At 40.8% G+C, this 16,825-nt stretch carries 25 protein-coding genes and 1 riboswitch; of the genes, 8 read left to right on the top strand and 17 right to left on the bottom strand.

Annotated elements, in window-relative coordinates:
- Positions 1–34: 34 nt before the first annotated feature.
- From JOD03_RS08550 to JOD03_RS08530, 5 genes are read right to left on the bottom strand one after another with little or no spacing between them, the layout of a single operon-like run.
- Positions 35–499 (bottom strand): hypothetical protein, encoded by a 465-nt coding sequence (locus JOD03_RS08550; RefSeq protein ID WP_204590428.1) that lies wholly within the window; start codon positions 497–499, stop codon positions 35–37.
- Positions 500–518: 19 nt separating this feature from the next.
- Positions 519–833 carry an alpha/beta fold hydrolase gene (locus JOD03_RS08545; protein ID WP_204590427.1) on the bottom strand — a complete coding sequence of 105 codons (315 nt, stop codon included), beginning with the start codon at positions 831–833 and terminating at the stop codon, positions 519–521.
- A 36-nt stretch (positions 834–869) separates the two neighbouring features.
- A complete protein-coding gene (locus JOD03_RS08540) occupies positions 870–1,226 on the bottom strand; it encodes an alpha/beta fold hydrolase (RefSeq protein WP_204590426.1) in 357 nt (118 codons plus the stop codon).
- Positions 1,227–2,501 carry a S41 family peptidase gene (locus JOD03_RS08535; RefSeq protein WP_204590425.1) on the bottom strand — a complete coding sequence of 425 codons (1,275 nt, stop codon included), beginning with the start codon at positions 2,499–2,501 and terminating at the stop codon, positions 1,227–1,229. It lies immediately after the preceding gene.
- 13 nt (positions 2,502–2,514) lie between these two features.
- On the bottom strand, positions 2,515–3,258 hold the full coding sequence (locus JOD03_RS08530) for an alpha/beta hydrolase (protein WP_338032456.1): 744 nt from the start codon (positions 3,256–3,258) through the stop codon (positions 2,515–2,517).
- 183 nt (positions 3,259–3,441) lie between these two features.
- Between JOD03_RS08530 and JOD03_RS08525 the strand changes: the two genes are divergently transcribed.
- The 3 genes from JOD03_RS08525 to JOD03_RS08515 all read left to right on the top strand — a co-directional run bounded on the left by JOD03_RS08525 (position 3,442) and on the right by JOD03_RS08515 (position 5,300).
- Complete coding sequence (locus JOD03_RS08525) at positions 3,442–4,158, top strand: alpha/beta fold hydrolase (RefSeq protein ID WP_204590423.1); 717 nt, start codon at positions 3,442–3,444, stop codon at positions 4,156–4,158.
- A 69-nt stretch (positions 4,159–4,227) separates the two neighbouring features.
- Positions 4,228–4,737: an RNA polymerase sigma factor gene (locus JOD03_RS08520; protein ID WP_204590422.1), complete on the top strand. Its 510-nt coding sequence runs from the start codon at positions 4,228–4,230 to the stop codon at positions 4,735–4,737.
- Positions 4,734–5,300 (top strand): hypothetical protein, encoded by a 567-nt coding sequence (locus tag JOD03_RS08515; protein WP_204590421.1) that lies wholly within the window; start codon positions 4,734–4,736, stop codon positions 5,298–5,300. The genes JOD03_RS08520 and JOD03_RS08515 overlap by 4 nt, the downstream gene beginning before the upstream one ends.
- Before the next feature lie 165 nt (positions 5,301–5,465).
- Here JOD03_RS08515 and JOD03_RS08510 read toward each other — a convergent pair whose 3' ends face one another.
- A complete protein-coding gene (locus tag JOD03_RS08510; protein ID WP_204590420.1) occupies positions 5,466–5,678 on the bottom strand; it encodes a hypothetical protein in 213 nt (70 codons plus the stop codon).
- Positions 5,679–5,743: 65 nt separating this feature from the next.
- Positions 5,744–6,217 carry a DMP19 family protein gene (locus tag JOD03_RS08505; protein ID WP_204590419.1) on the bottom strand — a complete coding sequence of 158 codons (474 nt, stop codon included), beginning with the start codon at positions 6,215–6,217 and terminating at the stop codon, positions 5,744–5,746.
- Between the two features lie 203 nt (positions 6,218–6,420).
- Between JOD03_RS08505 and JOD03_RS08500 the strand changes: the two genes are divergently transcribed.
- Entirely contained in the window at positions 6,421–6,594 is a 174-nt protein-coding gene (locus JOD03_RS08500) for a hypothetical protein (protein WP_204590418.1), read from the top strand.
- Between the two features lie 118 nt (positions 6,595–6,712).
- Here JOD03_RS08500 and JOD03_RS08495 read toward each other — a convergent pair whose 3' ends face one another.
- The 6 genes from JOD03_RS08495 to ribE form a co-directional block, all read right to left on the bottom strand.
- Positions 6,713–7,420, bottom strand: a complete 708-nt coding sequence (locus tag JOD03_RS08495) for an ABC transporter permease (protein WP_204590417.1) — start codon at positions 7,418–7,420, stop codon at positions 6,713–6,715.
- Entirely contained in the window at positions 7,417–8,268 is an 852-nt protein-coding gene (locus JOD03_RS08490) for an ABC transporter ATP-binding protein (protein WP_204590416.1), read from the bottom strand. The genes JOD03_RS08495 and JOD03_RS08490 overlap by 4 nt, the downstream gene beginning before the upstream one ends.
- Before the next feature lie 145 nt (positions 8,269–8,413).
- The gene (locus JOD03_RS08485) at positions 8,414–9,334 is read right to left on the bottom strand and encodes a LytTR family transcriptional regulator DNA-binding domain-containing protein (protein ID WP_204590415.1); all 921 of its coding nucleotides are present in this window, start codon (positions 9,332–9,334) and stop codon (positions 8,414–8,416) included.
- 103 nt (positions 9,335–9,437) lie between these two features.
- Positions 9,438–9,905 carry a 6,7-dimethyl-8-ribityllumazine synthase gene (gene ribH / locus JOD03_RS08480; protein WP_204590414.1) on the bottom strand — a complete coding sequence of 156 codons (468 nt, stop codon included), beginning with the start codon at positions 9,903–9,905 and terminating at the stop codon, positions 9,438–9,440.
- Positions 9,902–10,546 carry a 3,4-dihydroxy-2-butanone-4-phosphate synthase gene (gene ribB, locus JOD03_RS08475; protein ID WP_275580378.1) on the bottom strand — a complete coding sequence of 215 codons (645 nt, stop codon included), beginning with the start codon at positions 10,544–10,546 and terminating at the stop codon, positions 9,902–9,904. The genes ribH and ribB overlap by 4 nt, the downstream gene beginning before the upstream one ends.
- Before the next feature lie 12 nt (positions 10,547–10,558).
- Entirely contained in the window at positions 10,559–11,203 is a 645-nt protein-coding gene (gene ribE / locus JOD03_RS08470) for a riboflavin synthase (protein WP_204590412.1), read from the bottom strand.
- Positions 11,204–11,557: 354 nt separating this feature from the next.
- A riboswitch (FMN riboswitch) is annotated at positions 11,558–11,704 on the bottom strand.
- 306 nt (positions 11,705–12,010) lie between these two features.
- On the opposite strand from ribE, the gene JOD03_RS08465 reads away from it, so the two are divergent.
- Positions 12,011–12,214, top strand: coding sequence for a hypothetical protein (locus JOD03_RS08465; protein WP_204590411.1), 204 nt, complete (start codon positions 12,011–12,013; stop codon positions 12,212–12,214).
- Positions 12,215–12,430: 216 nt separating this feature from the next.
- On the opposite strand, the gene JOD03_RS08460 is transcribed toward JOD03_RS08465, so the two are convergent.
- The gene (locus JOD03_RS08460; protein ID WP_204590410.1) at positions 12,431–12,703 is read right to left on the bottom strand and encodes a hypothetical protein; all 273 of its coding nucleotides are present in this window, start codon (positions 12,701–12,703) and stop codon (positions 12,431–12,433) included.
- Positions 12,704–12,713: 10 nt separating this feature from the next.
- Positions 12,714–13,142, bottom strand: a complete 429-nt coding sequence (locus JOD03_RS08455) for a YhfM domain-containing protein (protein ID WP_204590409.1) — start codon at positions 13,140–13,142, stop codon at positions 12,714–12,716.
- A 151-nt stretch (positions 13,143–13,293) separates the two neighbouring features.
- On the opposite strand from JOD03_RS08455, the gene JOD03_RS08450 reads away from it, so the two are divergent.
- Positions 13,294–14,157, top strand: a complete 864-nt coding sequence (locus tag JOD03_RS08450) for a GNAT family N-acetyltransferase (RefSeq protein ID WP_204590408.1) — start codon at positions 13,294–13,296, stop codon at positions 14,155–14,157.
- Positions 14,158–14,224: 67 nt separating this feature from the next.
- Entirely contained in the window at positions 14,225–14,542 is a 318-nt protein-coding gene (locus tag JOD03_RS08445) for a hypothetical protein (protein ID WP_204590407.1), read from the top strand.
- A gap of 24 nt (positions 14,543–14,566) precedes the next feature.
- Here the strand turns inward: JOD03_RS08445 and JOD03_RS08440 are convergent, their stop codons facing one another.
- Positions 14,567–15,010, bottom strand: a complete 444-nt coding sequence (locus tag JOD03_RS08440) for a hypothetical protein (protein WP_204590406.1) — start codon at positions 15,008–15,010, stop codon at positions 14,567–14,569.
- A gap of 322 nt (positions 15,011–15,332) precedes the next feature.
- On the opposite strand from JOD03_RS08440, the gene JOD03_RS08435 reads away from it, so the two are divergent.
- Positions 15,333–15,689: a hypothetical protein gene (locus JOD03_RS08435; protein ID WP_204590405.1), complete on the top strand. Its 357-nt coding sequence runs from the start codon at positions 15,333–15,335 to the stop codon at positions 15,687–15,689.
- Between the two features lie 698 nt (positions 15,690–16,387).
- Here JOD03_RS08435 and JOD03_RS08430 read toward each other — a convergent pair.
- Positions 16,388–16,789: a hypothetical protein gene (locus tag JOD03_RS08430; protein WP_204590404.1), complete on the bottom strand. Its 402-nt coding sequence runs from the start codon at positions 16,787–16,789 to the stop codon at positions 16,388–16,390.
- Positions 16,790–16,825 lie beyond the last annotated feature (36 nt).

Here is a 16,825-nt window from a genome sequence, read left to right as displayed (position 1 = left end):
ATTTGTTTGAATTTTTTCATTGTTCTTTCGTCCTTTAAAATGTAGTGGATTCAACCGAGTTACAAGATGTTACCTCTACTAAGTCGTCTGTTTTGAGAGCTTTGATTTCGCCTGTTTTTGGATCAATCATAAACTCTTGTATTTGTCCTTCTTCACCAGCAGCCACTCGGTAATGTTCATAATTTGTATCTAGGATTTGAATCGTCTTAAAATGACTGTCACGAATGGCTAGCGAATACTCCGCTCCCACACGCTGTTGGGCTTCTTCGTAAGTGTATGCTGGCTTATAGAGTTCATAACTGACTAGAAATACTAAAATAGTTAGAAATGAGATGATTGCAACTCCAATGGCAATGAGTCCATTGAGAAAAACCAGTGCGGAAATCAGTAGCGTCAGTCCGTTGCCAGATTTATAAGATACAAAGGTCATAATGGTTAGTAAAACACTTGCCCCGCATACCAAAAAACCCGTGGCTGCTAGTAGTCCTGATAATTTCATCCTTAACTCCCCTCATTGGTTAAACACTGTCATTTAAAAATCGAGTAACACTCTTCGTATAAAATTCGGGTTGCTGCTGGTGCACTAGATGACCCGCGTTAGGCAAGATTTCTACCTGTATGTGTTCTTCACCTTTGTATATTGCGTGACTCGCAGTTTCAGAAGGAAGTTGATTTCCTGAAATAATTAATACCGGACATTTATTATCTTTTAGCTTGCTCGTTTCCTCAAAGGGATACCAGTCTTCATCTTTAGCTAAAGTTAGAAATTCACGCCAATCAGATTTATGAAGAGTGTTAAAATAGTTTACGGTTTCTTGATTTTCTAACAACATCCTTTGATTTTCCTTCTGTCTTAAATGAAGGTCATTCTAGTTCTCCGGTTTCGTTGGTGTAACTCCCGAAATGATTAAACTCTTCGTAACCCTAGCGGGCCGGTTCGAAAAGTAAATAGCTACAAGAGCTCCGAGAGACGCACCGACTAAATGAATCTGCGTTACCCCTATTTCCGAAAGTGTTTCAAAAAGATCTTGTACACTGTCTTCAAAGAAATTTGAGAAGTTCGTTGACTGTGAATCTCCGTGGCCTCGTAAATCAAAAGCTAGTACTTTATAGAATTGACGGAAGTATTTTTGTTGGTAAATAAAATCTGTTGAGGAAGTTTCTAAACCACTGTGTAAAAATACAAGCGGTTCTCCACTACCTGATTCTCTATAAGCTAATTTCATTTACTTTCCACTCACATTTCCAATGAGTTCAAGTGCTTTTTTCATGTCAACATCAGCTTTTAGATGTAGTGGTGTCCATGGAATAGAGATATCTGGTAATACGCCAATTCCAGTCATTCCATTATTCTTGTCAATTCGGGAAAGTCGGGAAGTAGGGTACATAAATTCAAAACCCTCTTCCCACATTACGCTTGATAGGTTGGCATAATCATTTAATCCCAATGTTGCCCGTCCAATGACAGTGACCTTAGAGGACATTTTACAAAGTTCCACAAACGATTCTCCAGAGCTACCACACATATAATCTGAAAGTACAATGACATGCTTCGGATTATCCGTTCCTTTTATAAAGAGGTCTGGTAAAATATCGCTGAAATCAAATTCAACAAAGCCTTTCCCTCTATTTGTTGTCCATTCGCGTTTAAATACCTCAAGAAAATGTCGAGCCTGCTCATCCTCTGTTTCAGCGAGTTGTTGCTCGAGCAAACGTAATTCTCTTTTTGCACTTGCTTCTGTACAATTGAACAGCATTTTTTCATCTGTATTTGTAAGGTCTACACCTTCAGGGGGCATTATGTAGGGAAGCAGAGGAAAAAAGCTGCTATCACTTCCGCCATAGTTTACACGCACATCAACTATCCAAGCATCTACTGTTTCTAGTAACATGCGATTGTCCTCAACTAATTTAACAACCGCATCAGGATTTAAGAAATCTGTAAATGTAATGAAGGCTATTCCGCTTTCTACTTTTATTTCATAAATTGATTTTCGAGTTTGTTTCTCAAATTTAGTAAGTTGAAATTCCTTAGTTTCATGCTCAAGCGTGATTACGTTAACTTTAGTTGCACTTAAAAGAACTTTATTCCAGTCCTGTCTCTCATGCAGATTTTCTTTAAACGTTTTCTTAAATTTCTCTGCCAAAGTAGGTATTGTCAGCCCATCAATCGACTCAATCTTCATACCAACTGTAAGCTTTTGTTCTTGTGTAACCGAAGTTATATATAAGTGGTCTTCATAGCGACGAACTTGAAAGCCTACTTCTTTTTGGCTTTGTTCAACTTTGTCAGTCTTACTAAAGAACATGTGCTTGTCTTCAAAATCACTTAAATATTCTTTAATTAGTTCTTCAAAATCTGCATCGGACATTGATTCATTTGCTTTCAGCTCAGCTAATTTCTTTCGGTAGATATCTGGTCGGTCCCACCCTTTTTTGTCCTGAAAACCGGCATAATCATTATGCATAATTTCAATAATTTCTTCTAAAATGTACTGCATCTAATTCTCCTTTTTAAACCTGCTCCTCAAAAAACGCCAATGTCTTTTGAATAATAGTTTCTTGATCGTTATCTAACGTTGCCACATGATAACTTTCCGGCAACTCGACTAACACTTTGTCACGTGAAGCGATAGTATCAAAGATTATCTGGCTATTTGTAGGCGGGACAACATGATCTTCTGGTGCCACGAAAATAATCGTTGGGCACTGCACGCTTGAAAGTCCAGATTTCACTTCTTCCATAAAAGTGAGTAATTGTTTCACTGCAGCAACCGGCGTCTTCCCATACGCAAGTTCCACCACACCTGGCTTTTTGATATCGGAACCGATTGCATCCAAAAAGCGCACTTCTGCAGGAAGCTGTTTAACCCCTTCCATCGCTGGCACTTCAATCGCTGCATTGATCAACGAAATCGCCTTTAAGTCCGGATGATGTTGCGCCATATAGAGCGTCAAAGTCCCTCCCATGGAAAGTCCCGTCATATAGATAGTGTCGCAGCGTTCCGCTAGCCAAGCGTAAGCTTCTTCGATCGAATCAATCCACTCTTGATAAGTCGAAGTTTCCATTTCTTCATGGTGCGTCCCGTGTCCCTTCAGTCTCGGCATCGAAACTGTATAACCCGCTTTAACGAAAGCATCTGCAAGTGGCTTCATGCTTTGCGTTGTCCCTGTGAACCCGTGGGAAACTAAAACACCTTTGTTTCCACCTTCGTATGTAAATGCTTCTGCGCCTTTAAGCACTTCAAATAGTGTCACGTTCAATTCCTCCCCTAAAAATTGCGTGAATTTTCGTTCAATGACCTTAAATCCATCATACCTTTTCATCGTTATCGTTACAATATATTTCCAAAGATACTAGTGATGCGCTAATTGGTTTGGTAGGATAGGAAAAGTTACTAATAGAATTGAGTTGTGCAAAAAAGTTAAGGAGTGTACGCAATGATTTTACACACAACTGAAGAAGGACAAGGCACTGCTATCGTACTTATTCATTCTGGTGGGATGACTGGGGATTCGGAGTATGAAGAACAAAGTAGCTATTTAGCAGAAAGAGGGTACCGCGTGATTCGGCCTGACTTGAGAGGTCACGGAAAATCTGTTGGACCGTTTGATCAGTTTTTTAATCGTACTGTAGAAGATCTGAAAGAAACTGTACTACATCTAGGAATCGAAAAATGCCATGTTGCTGGGGTTTCAATTGGTGGCGTTGCAGCAGTTTTGTTTGCTAAAAGATATCCTGAACTAGTAGTATCCGCTACATTTTCAGGAATTTCACCGACTATGGGAGAAGATTATTCGGAGCGATTACAAGAAGAGCAAGCACATTATGAAACACTTTTTAAAGACGAGGAAATCTCTCGTATCTTGACTGAACTGCATACCGACAATGATTGGAAGGCTTTGCTGACTTCATTTAATACAGCAGATTTTTATCCTTACGAGCAACTAAAGTCAGTTGCCTCTATGGAAACGCCTCTTTTTTGCATAATGGGAGATGAATTACTACATGAAGTGGAGGCCGCTGCGGAATTCAAGCGTCTTCAGCCCGCAATGCAACTTGCAATCCTCCCATCCGCTGGCCACCTTGTTCATCGCGATCAGCCAGAAAATTATTCAAGGCACCTTTTAGAATTCATAAGTAGTATCGAAATTTAAATTAAATTTTGTCATCCATACCGACTCTTTTCATTTTTTCGTTCGTCTAGTCTTCTAAAGGAGGCTTTCATGAGAAACTCAATAGATTTACTTGACCTATATGAGTCTTATTCAGACGATGTCTATCGCTATTTGTTATTTTTACTGCGTAATAAAGAGGTTGCAGAAGATTTGACGCATGATACTTTCCTAAAAGTACATAGTTCACTTCATCAGTTTAACCAACAATCCTCTCTACGCACTTGGTTATTAAAAATCGCAGGAAATACGGCCATTGACTACATAAGAAGAACCAAACGCGTACACTTTCTAGCGTTCGGCAAAAGGTCTGAGCCCATTACTATTAAGACACCTGAATTAAATGCTATTCAAAAAGCAGATGTTCGTCTCCTCTATAAAGCACTTGGCGAATTAAAAAAAGACTATCAAGAAGTCCTGATTCTCAGGAAAATCCAAGAGTTGTCGATACGTGAAACCTCTGAAATTCTTGGATGGTCTGAAGACAAAGTAAAAGCAAAATCTGCTCGTGCTTTGTCCAAGCTAAGGGAAACTTTCTTAAAAGAGGAGGGGACGAAATGAAAGAATCATTCGACGCTTTATTTAAAGAATTAGCCGCTGAAGAATTGGATCAGTCTGTGAGGCATCGCCATATAAATTCTCTGAGGATGTCGAAAACAAGTTTACCAAAACGTCGTAAACTCACACCTTATTTCGTTGGAATGGCATTAATTAGCGTCCTAACAATACTAGTGTTTCAATCATTCCTACCACTGTCCGATAGGAATTCCGCCTATTCCACTCTTGAACCGTATCGAACAGTCATTGCACAGACAAATCAAGAAACACTTTTCCGGGCTACGCTTCCGACTCGACCAGAAGCAAAAGAGATTCTTCTAGAAGATCGAAAATGGAAATCGACACTTCATTCCTTACTACTACAGTTAGAAGAAGTGCAGGAAGTACCTGGCACTCTACTATTCGACTTCGCCATTTATACGGAAGACTCATCCATCACGCGATTCAAAGTCTATGAAACACTTGATGGATATCAGCTAAAAGATGTAGACACTTCCCTCTACTATTCAACAACCAATGACAGCCTATTCGATCTCGTGACTATGATGAGAAATACGTATAAATAAAAAAACCAAGTACGCTTCCTATTCTCAGGACGTACTTGGATTTTAATTTGACTTGCATCGCTTCCAAATGATTCTTCCAACAAAATAAATTCCAGCTAGAACAATCAATAAATATAAAAATGTAACTACTACATCTCCTACGTTTATAACAGTTGCTCCCACAATTTAATCTCCTTGCTTCACATTTTCTTTCATATCCATTAACAACACACCTAAAAATACTAAAACACTAAGTGAAAATATACCTGCTAGCAATTTAAAATCACCAAATGTCGCCTGCAAAAAATCGGCGTACCGTGGAATTCCAAGTGATGTGATGAACGGCATTACAATCAGTGCAGTGGCAAACCCCATCAGAAAATACCATTTCTTCTTCATCTCATTTCCCCCTCATTTGGTCCAATTCTACCCCTATACCCGAATTACTCAACTCCTTATCCTACTTACTCACGAATCTCTATCAACTGATGATAATTCTTCTCGAAAAAGTTTTCTAAATGATCATGTAGCGGTGGGTCAAACGAATGATACGCTTCATCGGCCGCTGCAATTCGCTCATAAAAAACCTCTTCAAACTGCATGTCTTGCTCAAGTTGTGTATAAACTGTCCATAACTCCAACCCATGCTGCTTCAAATTAGCCGCATGCTCCATAGCTCCGATTTTTCCTAAAGCTTCAACGGTATTTTTCAGAAAGGTATTCGCACCAAACTCTTTAAAGCGATAGTCAAAATGATAGAGGAATGCCTCATGGCCCCCAGATTCCATCTCTGAATAATAAGCATATGCATGCCAAGCGGTACTTGTAATCTCTGTATCACCAGGCGTTTCATTCTCTACAATCGCTTCAATCGATGCATTCCATTGATCCTCTGGTGTTTCAAGTTGATCTTTTCGAAAAACTAATTTTGTCCACATGTGCATAACTCCCTTCATTTTCTTCTTTGGAAGATGTCAGTGAAAACAGCAATGATTATAAAAGCGATTATCGCAATTGCTAAAAAGACCATCTGATCATACCTCTTTTCTTGTTGTACGGATTATTTCCATTTAAGTTCCCAAAATCCTTTTTATTTCTCAAAAAATGGTATACTAAAGGAAAGTAGGAAGGAGTGCATTTCATGTATATTTTAGGATTTCTACTCGCTGTATTGACTTTTGGCGTTTTGGCTGACCTACGCCGCGGAAGCTTCAGGTCGCGAAAAGCACATGACACCAACCCGAACAGTGTACACTCACCAAATGCTGCAAACTCTGCACACAATACTTCTCACAACGAGATGTATATTCCGTAACTACTACCTATCACTAACACTTCTAACCCTTTTCTTTATAATGACGATTTGGAGTACATTTGGCAATGCTAGTTTGCACTAAAAAACACGAACCCTACACAAGGATTCGTGTTTTTTTCTATTCGTCACTCATACGTTTTTTAAATAATATAGCGGATACACTTACAGCGACTACTGCCCAAACGGCTAGTACCACAAGAGACACAATGATATCAGAAGTTGCTCCCGTTACACTATACTGCTCAAGTAGAATCAACTGTGCACTTGGCAACCATTGAAATACTTCTAGAACCGGATAACGATCCGCAAATAACAAGACAAGAGGTCCAAACGAGAATACAATCATGACAGGAAGAATTCCAACTGAGGCTTCCATCACTGTCTTCGTATATAAACCTACAATCAATCCCATGGCCAAATAGAATAGTGTAGATAAGACAAGGGCAACCCCCATCGCAGCTAAATTAGCAGGTGAGAACTCTAAAATCCACATGCACATACCCAATACGATCACCGTGATGACAAATACTAAAGCACTCTTTCCAATCAGCACATCTGCTATAGATGCCGGGGACAACAGCAAGCTACGTAGGGTATTATGTTCTTTCTCCTCAGCAATCAAACAACTCTGGATAAACGCAGTTATCATCGCAAATGTTAAATTGATGGGCATGAACAAACTCTGAAGATCCATGTTCCCTGTCATACTATAGATAAATGCTAGTGCTAGTGGCATAAGCACCATCGTCGAGATTGCATAATTTCGGTAGAATTCTTTATAGTCTTTTACAAAGATTGCTTGGATTCGTTTAACAGATACATTCATGATAATTCTCCCCCCGTTACACGCATAAATAAATCACCTAATGTTGGTTCATTAGAATGGATACGACGAATTCGTTGTGCCGCCGCCCACTCTCTCATTTTGTCCATTGTCGCTACTTGATTTACTGGTAACTCATGTGATTCGCCACACGTCAATTCCACTTCAATCACATCATTGCGATACGCATCTTTTAATTCTTTTGGAGAACCACTCTCTCGAATTTCTCCTTCGTGTAAAAAAGCAACGCGGTGGCACAGCGCTTCTGCTTCATACATATCATGTGTCGTCAGTAAAATCGTTGTGCCTTTTGCATTCAACTTTCGTAATCCCTCATGAATATGATGCGTGTTCACTGGGTCAAGCGCTGATGTTGGCTCATCTAAAAACAAAAGCTCTGGCTTATGAAGGATAGCACGCGCCAATGTGACACGCTGCATCATTCCGCGAGACAACTCTGATACTTTTTTCTTCTTACTAGAAACCAAATTCACAAACTCAAGTGCCTCATCCATTGCTGACACCGGAAGATCATAGAGGTCACAGTACATTTTTAGGTTTTCTTCTATAGTAAGTCGTTTATATAAGCCGCTGTTATCCGTTAAGACACCAAAGCGTTTACGGGTCTTGCTTTGCTTCACTTGTTCACTGGATTCACCGAAAATCATCACAGTCCCTGATGATGGATCCAGTTGACCCGTCAAGATTTTAATAATAGTGGATTTCCCAGCACCACTTGGCCCAAGCAAACCTAAAATCTCACCTGACTGAATTTCTAAGTCTACATTTCGTAGTGCTTCAAACCGACTAAAACTTTTCTTCACATTTTCCATTTTAATGGTAACCGACATATAAATGGCCTCCTTTGTTGTTTTCCTACACTGAGTGTATGAAAAGATAGGGAGGCCCGCAGTAGATTAGCGGTGAATCGTTTCCGAAATTTGCTGAATGGTGGAAATTTCGACATGAATGGTGCCGATTATTTCCCAGGAAATATTATGATATGCCAAGAAGTTCTTTTAACGGACTTAATTTGGCACGAGATAAGGGAACCAATGTCGTTTTTTCGACATCCAACTTGATACTGTAGCTATTTTTTGTCCAACTGACTAGCTCTCGTACTTTTTGCAAGTTTACAATGTATGACCGGTGACATCTATAAAATCCATACGGCTGTAACCGGACTTCCAGTTCCGTTAATGTCAAAGGACTCGTATAAGCAACACCTGCAACATTGATATAAACCGTACCATCTATACTTTCTATATAGTCGACTTCTGGTGGATTGAACAACAATGTTTTGTCTTGGTGTTTCACTTGAATTTTATTGACCTTGAACTGTGCTGGCTCTTCATTTTGAGTAGCTGTCTCATCTTTAAATTCCAATTTATGGATTCCTCGTTCGTCCATTCGATAAATCTTGTCCGTCACCGGCAAAAGGTCTTCTAAATTGCTGCTAAGCAAAACTAGAGATTTTCCTTGTCTCTCAATACCTTTTAAAATTTGGTCTACTACATGACGCCCTTCTAGTTCGATTCGGTGGAACGGTTCTTCGATAACTACCCAGTCATGACGTGAACAGTACGGTTTGATTAGCGTCAATATGTTGCGTTTTGTTTCGGATAATTTCTTTACTTTAGTACGTGCTTCTGTAATAAGATCAAATGTCTTCAATAATTCTGGTACGGACCATTCAACCTCTGCTAATTTGGTATAGTATGCAATGGTTTCTTGTACGGTCAGATGGGGATAATGCCCATCCTGCACTTGATGGACATAGGCAGACTTTTCAAATTGGCGCATGACAGATGCTGCTCGTTTCATATCCACTAACAACCCTGTCACACCTTCTGTGAATGTATACTCTGGAATCCACACACGATTTTGCTCTGTCACTGCGGTAAGCGTTAAAGTCATATCCTGTCCTCACTTGTCGGTCTGTCTGATAATGCAAGCATACCATGAGAAAACATGCAAAAAAACACGAATATCCGAAGATGCTCGTGTTTGTTCAAATCATTTAGTTCAAGCTTTTGTAGACGTTGGCCATTTCAATCGCCGTGATAGCCGCTTCTGCTCCTTTGTTCCCTGCTTTCGTGCCCGCACGTTCAATTGCTTGCTCGATGGATTCTGTTGTCAACACACCAAAGACCGTTGGAATACCGGACTGCAAACTGACAGCCGATACGCCTTTTGCCACTTCTGCACAGACATAATCAAAGTGTGGTGTAGCGCCGCGAATGACTGTCCCAAGCGTGATGACTGCGTCGTAATTCCCGCTATCCGCCAACTTTTTCGCTGCAAGCGGAATCTCAAATGCTCCGGGTACCCACAGAATCGTGATGTCTTCTTCTTTTACTCCGTGACGACGTAATACATCTTCTGCCCCGCCTAATAGTTTGCTCGTAATGAACTCATTAAATCGTGCCACAACGATTGCTACTTTTAAATCCGTTCCAACTAAATGTCCTTCGATAATCTGTTTCATGAAAATTCCTCCTGTAGGTGTAAGATAGTGTCCAGCTTTTGTTGGTTCGTTTTCAGATAAGCTTGCAGATGTTCAATTGAAATTAGCACCAGTCCATGTTTGTCAGCTAATCCTTCAAGCTCCGGACGTCGTGCCATCGTGCCATCCGGATTCATAATTTCACAAATAATGCCGACTGGCGCTGCCCCACATAGTGTTGCGAGCTCTACAGCTGCTTCTGTGTGACCAGGTCGCTCTAACACGCCACCCGGTTTTGCAATCAGCGGAAAGATATGGCCTGGACGCACAAAGTCACTAGCTTTCGTTGCAGGATCTGCAAGCAGTTTGAGTGTCTCTGCGCGCTCGTGTGCACTGATTCCAGTCGTGGATTTCACAGAATCGATGCTGACAGTGAATGCCGTGCCATACGGATCTTTATTAGTAGCAATCATCGGTGGAAGCTCAAGACGCTCTGCCAACTCCTTTGATACAGGTGCACAGACCAGGCCTCTTCCTTCTGTCACCATAAAGTTGATGAGTTCCGGTGTCGCATAGTCTGCTAATGCTAAAAAGTCGCCTTCGTTTTCACGGTCCTCGTCATCGACCACGATGATCGGACGCCCTTTTTTCAGTTCTTCTAACGCCACTTCGATTACTTGCATGTCCATTCCTCCTCACGCATAGCCGTTCTCTTGCAGAAAACTATGCGTCATCGTTGATTTTTTTGGACGTTCTTGTTGCGCTGCGCCAAGGATATATTTTCCGAGGACATCAAACTCCAGGTTGACGAGATCGCCTGGTTGTTTTGTGTGTAAAATGGTTTGTTCGGCCGTATGTGGAATCAACGAGATCATGAGAGTATCCGCTGTGAGACCGAAAATGGTCAAGGATACCCCGTCCACGCTAATGGACCCTTTCATAATGACGTAGTTCCGGAAAGACTCCGGGAACTGAACCGTGATCTGCAATGCATTTTGGTTCATCTGCAGGTTTATAATTTCTCCAACAGTGTCGCAGTGACCGGTCACAAAATGTCCGCCGAACCGACCATTCGCTGCCATGGCCCGTTCTAGATTTACATTTTGGCCTCGATTCAATCGACCGATTGTTGTGGCTGCATACGTTTCTGGCATGACGTCGACTGTAAACTGATGGTTTGTGAATCGCGTAACTGTCAGACAGACTCCATTGATGGCAATGCTGTCACCTAACTGGACGTCAGTCAGGATTTTTTCAGCAGAAATCGTCAGTTCCATGGCCTCGCCTGTCTTTTTGATGGAAAGGACTGCGCCAAGTTCTTCGATGATGCCTGTGAACATTCGTGTGCCTCCTTTACATATTTGGTTGTGTCCACCTAAGAAGGTGCTTGTCCATCTTGAAAAAATTTAAAAGTGTGTGAAAGTGTGCTCTGAATTGAGCACAATGTGAATGGAGTTGTGTCCACCTCGGGGTCGTCGGGTGGTGAGAGAAGGATTGTTGTGAAGAATGGTTTGTCTGCATAGTTCTTCTGGTAAAGAGAATTCAAGTTTCATGTCATCATAATCGTTCATCATAACCTCCTTGTTGTTTGACTTGTTTTTGTCATGCACAAAAATACCCCCACCTTTTGAAAGGTGAGGGAGAAAAAAGCAGCACAAAAAAGCGTTTAAAATCGGTTGATTTTGAAACGTTGTGTTTTCCTTCTCCCATCCAGACTTTTACTGTCGGCTTTGGAGTTTCACCAAATCCACCGCTTTCTTTTCACAGAAACCGGGTCACGGACTAAGAGGCCATGCCTCATCACCGCCGGTTGGGAATTGCACCCGACCCCGAAGGAAATCCTATTCACGCCCTTACTATACCAAAATCACATTTGCCTGTATACAGAGAGGCTAGTTGACACTATCTCTTTTTTTCAAAGTAGTCTTTGATTGAATAATTTTCAAAACGATTAAAATCACTACGAAAAACAGGAAGGAAAACCCTGCGTACATTAGCGCTGATCCTAAAGGATAGTTTACTGCATAGTCTAACTGCGCCTCTTTCATTTGTTGTTCTGTTAGTAAATGAAAGTCCTGAATTGGAATGAGTAATGCACGCAGAAAGAATCCAATGATCAGTAGCATCAAAGCGATAGTTGCTGTAGTTTGACTAAAGCGACGCAAATTTGCAATCTAGCGTCGATTCGGGCAATTCTAGCGTCGAAAACGCCAGTTTCAGCGACGAAAGCGAGCATTCGCTTATCTACAGCGACGAATATCTCCAATCTAGCGTCGATTCCGACAATTCTAGCGTCGAAAACGCCAGATTCAGCGACGAAAGCGAGCATTCGCTTATCTACAGCGACGTAAATCTCCAATCTAGCGACGAATCACGGTCTTTGAGCGACGAAAACGCCAGTTTCAGCGACGAAAGCGAGCATTCGCTTATCTACAGCGACGAATATCTCCAATCTAGCGTCGATTCCGACAATTCTAGCGTCGAAAACGCCAGATTCAGCGACGAAAGAATTATTTCACTGGCGGAGAATAGCAAATACGCATAGTAATTCGTTCATCCATGGCAACTTACTTTAGACGCTCCTCATTGGCCTCCCAATACCGTTCCAACTCACGGGCCACCTGTTCCGTCTGAAACCCTTCCACCCGTCGCTTCCCAGTATTCTCAAACGCGACTTCATCTTCGATTTGAATATATGTATGATCAATCTTTCGGAAGACATACATATTGCCTTCATACTCACCACTTCGAAAATTATCTAAAGTAATGAAATCATGAAGAGTTTTGTATGTTTCCGCATCCATTAGTTCATCTTCAAATACTTGCTCCAAGTAGTTCATCGGCTTCCTCCTATCGAATCACCTTTCGAATCTCATCTGCATCTTTTGCAGAAATCTTATATACTTCCTCGTAATTCACTGTATAAGTCACTAATGCTTCTTCCCCTTCTTCCCCTAACCACAGATGCAGTGGATGACTTGGAAGCCCATTTTGATACTCGACCATCAAATCATAATCTGGTGTAGCTTCTGGAAGTACGCCACTCTGCAACCTGGCATTTCGCAGAGCTGCTTCTAGAACGGCAACCTGCTCTTCCTTTTCGATAGCTACTACACTTTCTTCATTGTTCAGGCCAAGCCCCGTAGATTTCGAAACTCTTATTGTCTCAATTTTCTCGTCGAGGAGTGCAAGACGTTCTCCTCCTGCTTGATACATTGCATACGTCGCAACAGCTACAACTCCCGCGGCCACTAATGCCCCTAGCAATTTCTTGTTCATAGTTTTCACCTTTTCTCTATATTTTTAGACGCTTTCAACGAAGTGGATGTTACTTGGAAGCCCTTCTTTTTATTTACAGGAACTCTCACTTTCTTCATACTACTAGATAGCAGGAAGAGAAGAAATACTTTTCACAGAACGGAGCGGTAACATGACAACTTATGTACGACTAGCAGCATCTCAATTAGAGATAGCAGCCGAGTGGCTGGCAAACATCAATAGCCAAACGACTTCTCATTCCGGTTATTGCGGGACTTCAAAAGAAGAAATTTTAAAGAGTTTACATGAAGATTTTGTTGAGGGCGAGTTGACTTCACTAGTTGCGGGGCTTGAAGGCGAGGCAATCGTCGGCTTGATTGGATTTGATTCTGAGGACGGGTTTGCAGAAGTGTGGGGACCCTTTAGCCTATCTTCTAATCCAAAAGAAACTCTAGCCTTATGGAATTTCGCTACGAATGAATTTCCGCAGCTTCAAACATTTTCGTTTTTCATCCATAAGGACAACAGAACGCAACAGGAATTCATGGACACACTTCAAGCAACGTTTCGCGGAAAGCATTTGTATTACAGACTTCATCAACCGACCAAAACCGCATCACACAAATTAACTTTCAAGACATATTCCAATCAGGACGTTCAGGAATTTGTGGAACTCCATGACACTGAGTTTCCTGATACGTATTATGATGCCAAAACGATTCTGGAGCGTTCCCTTCAACAAGGCCATACACTTTACTTCGCTTATTTCGAGGAGAGCTTTGTCGGGTATACCTATTTTGAGGAAGGAACAGACTCTATTCATTTGGAATATTTCGCTCTCAATTCAGGTTATCGCGGGCAAGGTCTTGGAGAAGAATTACTGCGCGTGACTCTTGATCAAGTGACCTCTGCGGGGAAATTTGCTTCGGTAACATTGACTGTAGATTTATTAAATAATGCAGCCAATCCTTTGTACGAAAAAGTTGGATATCAAGTTGAGAACGAGCTTTGGCATTACAGGTTAGAAATTAAATAATCCTTCTATAATTCCCAGTATATTCATGATACAGTTGTTAGAGAGTGAAAGACAAAGGGGAGTATGTATGAAAAATATGATACGCGGAATTGTGCTATTTGGTGTAGGAACTATTTTGATGAGCGCGACTTTGCTCGCTGCTACAATTTACGCAACGAGTACTGAATCTTGGTCTGGAAATTCTAAAGTGGGCTCTGTCTTATTCGGTGGTAATTATGTAGATTCAGAGCCACTTTTATTAGGATTTCCGTTTGTCGTAGGTGTCTTATTATTTGTTTTCGGAGCTACGATAATTGGTGCCGAGTGGTACAAAGAATGGGCGAAAGAAGCCGATGCAAAGCTTGAGCTTGAGAAATTGAAAACTGCAGCGCCTCATAAAAGTTAGGATTCACTGACTTTTATGAGGTTTTTAACTCACCGTCCGCCGATCAAACTGAAACAGTGCCAATAAACTCATACTTCCCACGTAAGTTGGAACCGCAACAATCATCGACACATCGAGCCACTCACCAACCGGTTTAGAGAAATCACCTAGCACAGCAAAATAGATAATCGTGACAAGGACAGCTCCAAATCCTAACGTCGTAGCTGACAATTGCCATTTCTCTCTTGCGAGGAACGTAAAACTGATTACAGAGAAGAGTAACGCTGCTGCTACACATATATACCAAATCATCATCTGTGTGCCATTCGTGGAATCCATATTTCCAAGCATCGCATTACTAAATAGAGCACCAACGCTACCTAGTATCACGAAATTTATAATAGCCCAGGCTTTTCTCTTCAAATACAAAAAAATAATGGGACTTGCCACAGCAAGTAGCAATGAAAAAACTATAAGTGTATCCGTCACGCTTCTCCCTCCCTCCTGGTCAATCCGGCTTCAAAAATTTATACGACAGCCATATACCTACAGCTGTCAGTACTACTCCAAGCACTACTAATCCTATCAGTAAATTTCCTACTACCATTTTTCCCCACTCCTTTCTACTACATACGAAATAAATTGGTAAATAGTTTCATATAAATCAAATTTTACATACGCGCAATCATTAATGATATGTGAAAGATGAAATTCACTGGCGGATTGTACATTATAAATGTACATTTATTGAATATAATATGTACACATGATAAAATGGAGGTGAAAGTAACTGAGACGGGAGGAGAAAAAGATGGCAGCTACAACTGGTTCTATTGATGTGAAGCAAATAGAAAAAGAATTACCAAATCGAAATCGTCTAATCGCTTCAGAACTCCGCTACAGTAAAAAATGGCAGGCACTTTTGGACCAATATGCCACTGTTGAAATTATGTTAAACGGAGAAACTGTTGCACAATTGAGTAATCCTACTGTCATTCCCGCTCTACTTAATCGAATTTACGAATTAGAAAATGAATTAGAGCAATTACTGGTTGAACAACTATATGCAGAGCGCTTAAATGAAACAGATCGCAAATCTGGTGATGAGTTAAAGCAAGGGGCTGAAGACATACTGCTCCACTACATTGACCCTGGAAAAACTGAATGAATATAAATACAACTCTAGTCAAAGATGCTATCGCTCAAATTTCAGCGATTCCTAAACTCTATATGGATCCACAACATTTAGTCCTTGATTTGTTAGCACTTACTAGTGTAGAAAGTTTTGATACAGATGAAAAATTCTCCTCTGTTATTCGAACATTAATTCACTCTTTAGAAATAATTTCAAAATTCCCAACTCTAGATTATCGGTTTCGGTCACAGGTACTTACCATCTGACATTTACGAGAAAATTAGAAGCACTAAAAGACACGCACCTTACTAGTTGCTCTTCAAAGAGAAACTTATACACTTTATAAAAGAGGCCCGGTGAAATTTTTTCACTGGGCCTCCTTCCATCATTTATTGATTCTAACTCGCATAGATTCAACCTTTTTTAAGAAATATATAAGACAACAAGAGTCCTCCGACAATTGTTACTACACAAAGGACTAATAACCACATCAACATACTTCCCATAGTCTTGCCGCCTCTCATTTTAAATTTCTTCGTGAGAAATTAATTACGAGTTATTTATCAAAGGCACTTACCTTTTGAGTGTTATTTTTACTCCCATCACTATCATAACAACACCTGTCACTATACCGATTCCGATTAGACCAAAGATTAGAATATCTGCCATACATTAATGCCTCCTTCTTACTACATAGATAGCTCTTCAAACTTTAATTAAGTATCTTGGCTTTACGTCAAATCTTTAAACTTCTTATCATACGAAACACGCGTGTGAAAATCTGCTCGCCATTCTTCAACTAAATCTTCACGTCCAGCATATCGAAACACATTTAAGATGTTTTGAAGTTCTTTATGATACTCGAACTCCTTCTGTTTGACCAACTGCAACGCCATATCATAGCCAGTAGCAGCATTTGGCGCATCCCCTTTTTCCTTGAAGCGACTTGCCATATAAATCAATAAATCCGCTTTGGCAGGATTGGAAAGCCAACTTGCATCCAGCTCAGCAGTCAGATATGGGAATAGTTCATCTAAACGGTCCTGCTTCACCAGTCGATCCGTCTGCTTTCGGACCTTTTTTAACATTTTCTCTTGGTACCGGGAATACTTGATTTTTTCAATCCATTTCATTGTGAATACCCTCGCTTCTTACTTCCTACATTGTAC

This window comes from Chryseomicrobium aureum, assembly GCF_016909155.1.
GTDB classification, from domain to species: Bacteria; Bacillota; Bacilli; order Bacillales_A; family Planococcaceae; genus Chryseomicrobium; species Chryseomicrobium aureum.
The sequence above is the reverse complement of the archived record's forward strand: the minus strand, read 5'-3'. Positions and strand labels throughout refer to the sequence as shown.

Excerpts from the sequence above, each read along its gene's own strand:
- JOD03_RS08495 (WP_204590417.1), bottom strand. The coding sequence starts at position 7,420 with ATGAATGTATCTGTTAAACGAATCCAAGCAATCTTTGTAAAAGACTAT.
- JOD03_RS08525 (WP_204590423.1), top strand. The coding sequence starts at position 3,442 with ATGATTTTACACACAACTGAAGAAGGACAAGGCACTGCTATCGTACTT.
- ribB (WP_275580378.1), bottom strand. The coding sequence starts at position 10,546 with ATGCAAGTAATCGAAGTGGCGTTAGAAGAACTGAAAAAAGGGCGTCCG.
- JOD03_RS08545 (WP_204590427.1), bottom strand. The coding sequence starts at position 833 with ATGTTGTTAGAAAATCAAGAAACCGTAAACTATTTTAACACTCTTCAT.
- JOD03_RS08510 (WP_204590420.1), bottom strand. The coding sequence starts at position 5,678 with ATGAAGAAGAAATGGTATTTTCTGATGGGGTTTGCCACTGCACTGATT.
- JOD03_RS08485 (WP_204590415.1), bottom strand. The coding sequence starts at position 9,334 with ATGACTTTAACGCTTACCGCAGTGACAGAGCAAAATCGTGTGTGGATT.
- JOD03_RS08540 (WP_204590426.1), bottom strand. The coding sequence starts at position 1,226 with ATGAAATTAGCTTATAGAGAATCAGGTAGTGGAGAACCGCTTGTATTT.
- JOD03_RS08435 (WP_204590405.1), top strand. The coding sequence starts at position 15,333 with ATGGCAGCTACAACTGGTTCTATTGATGTGAAGCAAATAGAAAAAGAA.
- ribH (WP_204590414.1), bottom strand. The coding sequence starts at position 9,905 with ATGAAACAGATTATCGAAGGACATTTAGTTGGAACGGATTTAAAAGTA.
- JOD03_RS08430 (WP_204590404.1), bottom strand. The coding sequence starts at position 16,789 with ATGAAATGGATTGAAAAAATCAAGTATTCCCGGTACCAAGAGAAAATG.
- JOD03_RS08490 (WP_204590416.1), bottom strand. The coding sequence starts at position 8,268 with ATGTCGGTTACCATTAAAATGGAAAATGTGAAGAAAAGTTTTAGTCGG.
- JOD03_RS08445 (WP_204590407.1), top strand. The coding sequence starts at position 14,225 with ATGAAAAATATGATACGCGGAATTGTGCTATTTGGTGTAGGAACTATT.
- ribE (WP_204590412.1), bottom strand. The coding sequence starts at position 11,203 with ATGTTCACAGGCATCATCGAAGAACTTGGCGCAGTCCTTTCCATCAAA.
- JOD03_RS08550 (WP_204590428.1), bottom strand. The coding sequence starts at position 499 with ATGAAATTATCAGGACTACTAGCAGCCACGGGTTTTTTGGTATGCGGG.
- JOD03_RS08520 (WP_204590422.1), top strand. The coding sequence starts at position 4,228 with ATGAGAAACTCAATAGATTTACTTGACCTATATGAGTCTTATTCAGAC.
- JOD03_RS08505 (WP_204590419.1), bottom strand. The coding sequence starts at position 6,217 with ATGTGGACAAAATTAGTTTTTCGAAAAGATCAACTTGAAACACCAGAG.
- JOD03_RS08535 (WP_204590425.1), bottom strand. The coding sequence starts at position 2,501 with ATGCAGTACATTTTAGAAGAAATTATTGAAATTATGCATAATGATTAT.
- JOD03_RS08455 (WP_204590409.1), bottom strand. The coding sequence starts at position 13,142 with ATGAACAAGAAATTGCTAGGGGCATTAGTGGCCGCGGGAGTTGTAGCT.
- JOD03_RS08500 (WP_204590418.1), top strand. The coding sequence starts at position 6,421 with ATGTATATTTTAGGATTTCTACTCGCTGTATTGACTTTTGGCGTTTTG.
- JOD03_RS08450 (WP_204590408.1), top strand. The coding sequence starts at position 13,294 with ATGACAACTTATGTACGACTAGCAGCATCTCAATTAGAGATAGCAGCC.
- JOD03_RS08515 (WP_204590421.1), top strand. The coding sequence starts at position 4,734 with ATGAAAGAATCATTCGACGCTTTATTTAAAGAATTAGCCGCTGAAGAA.
- JOD03_RS08460 (WP_204590410.1), bottom strand. The coding sequence starts at position 12,703 with ATGAACTACTTGGAGCAAGTATTTGAAGATGAACTAATGGATGCGGAA.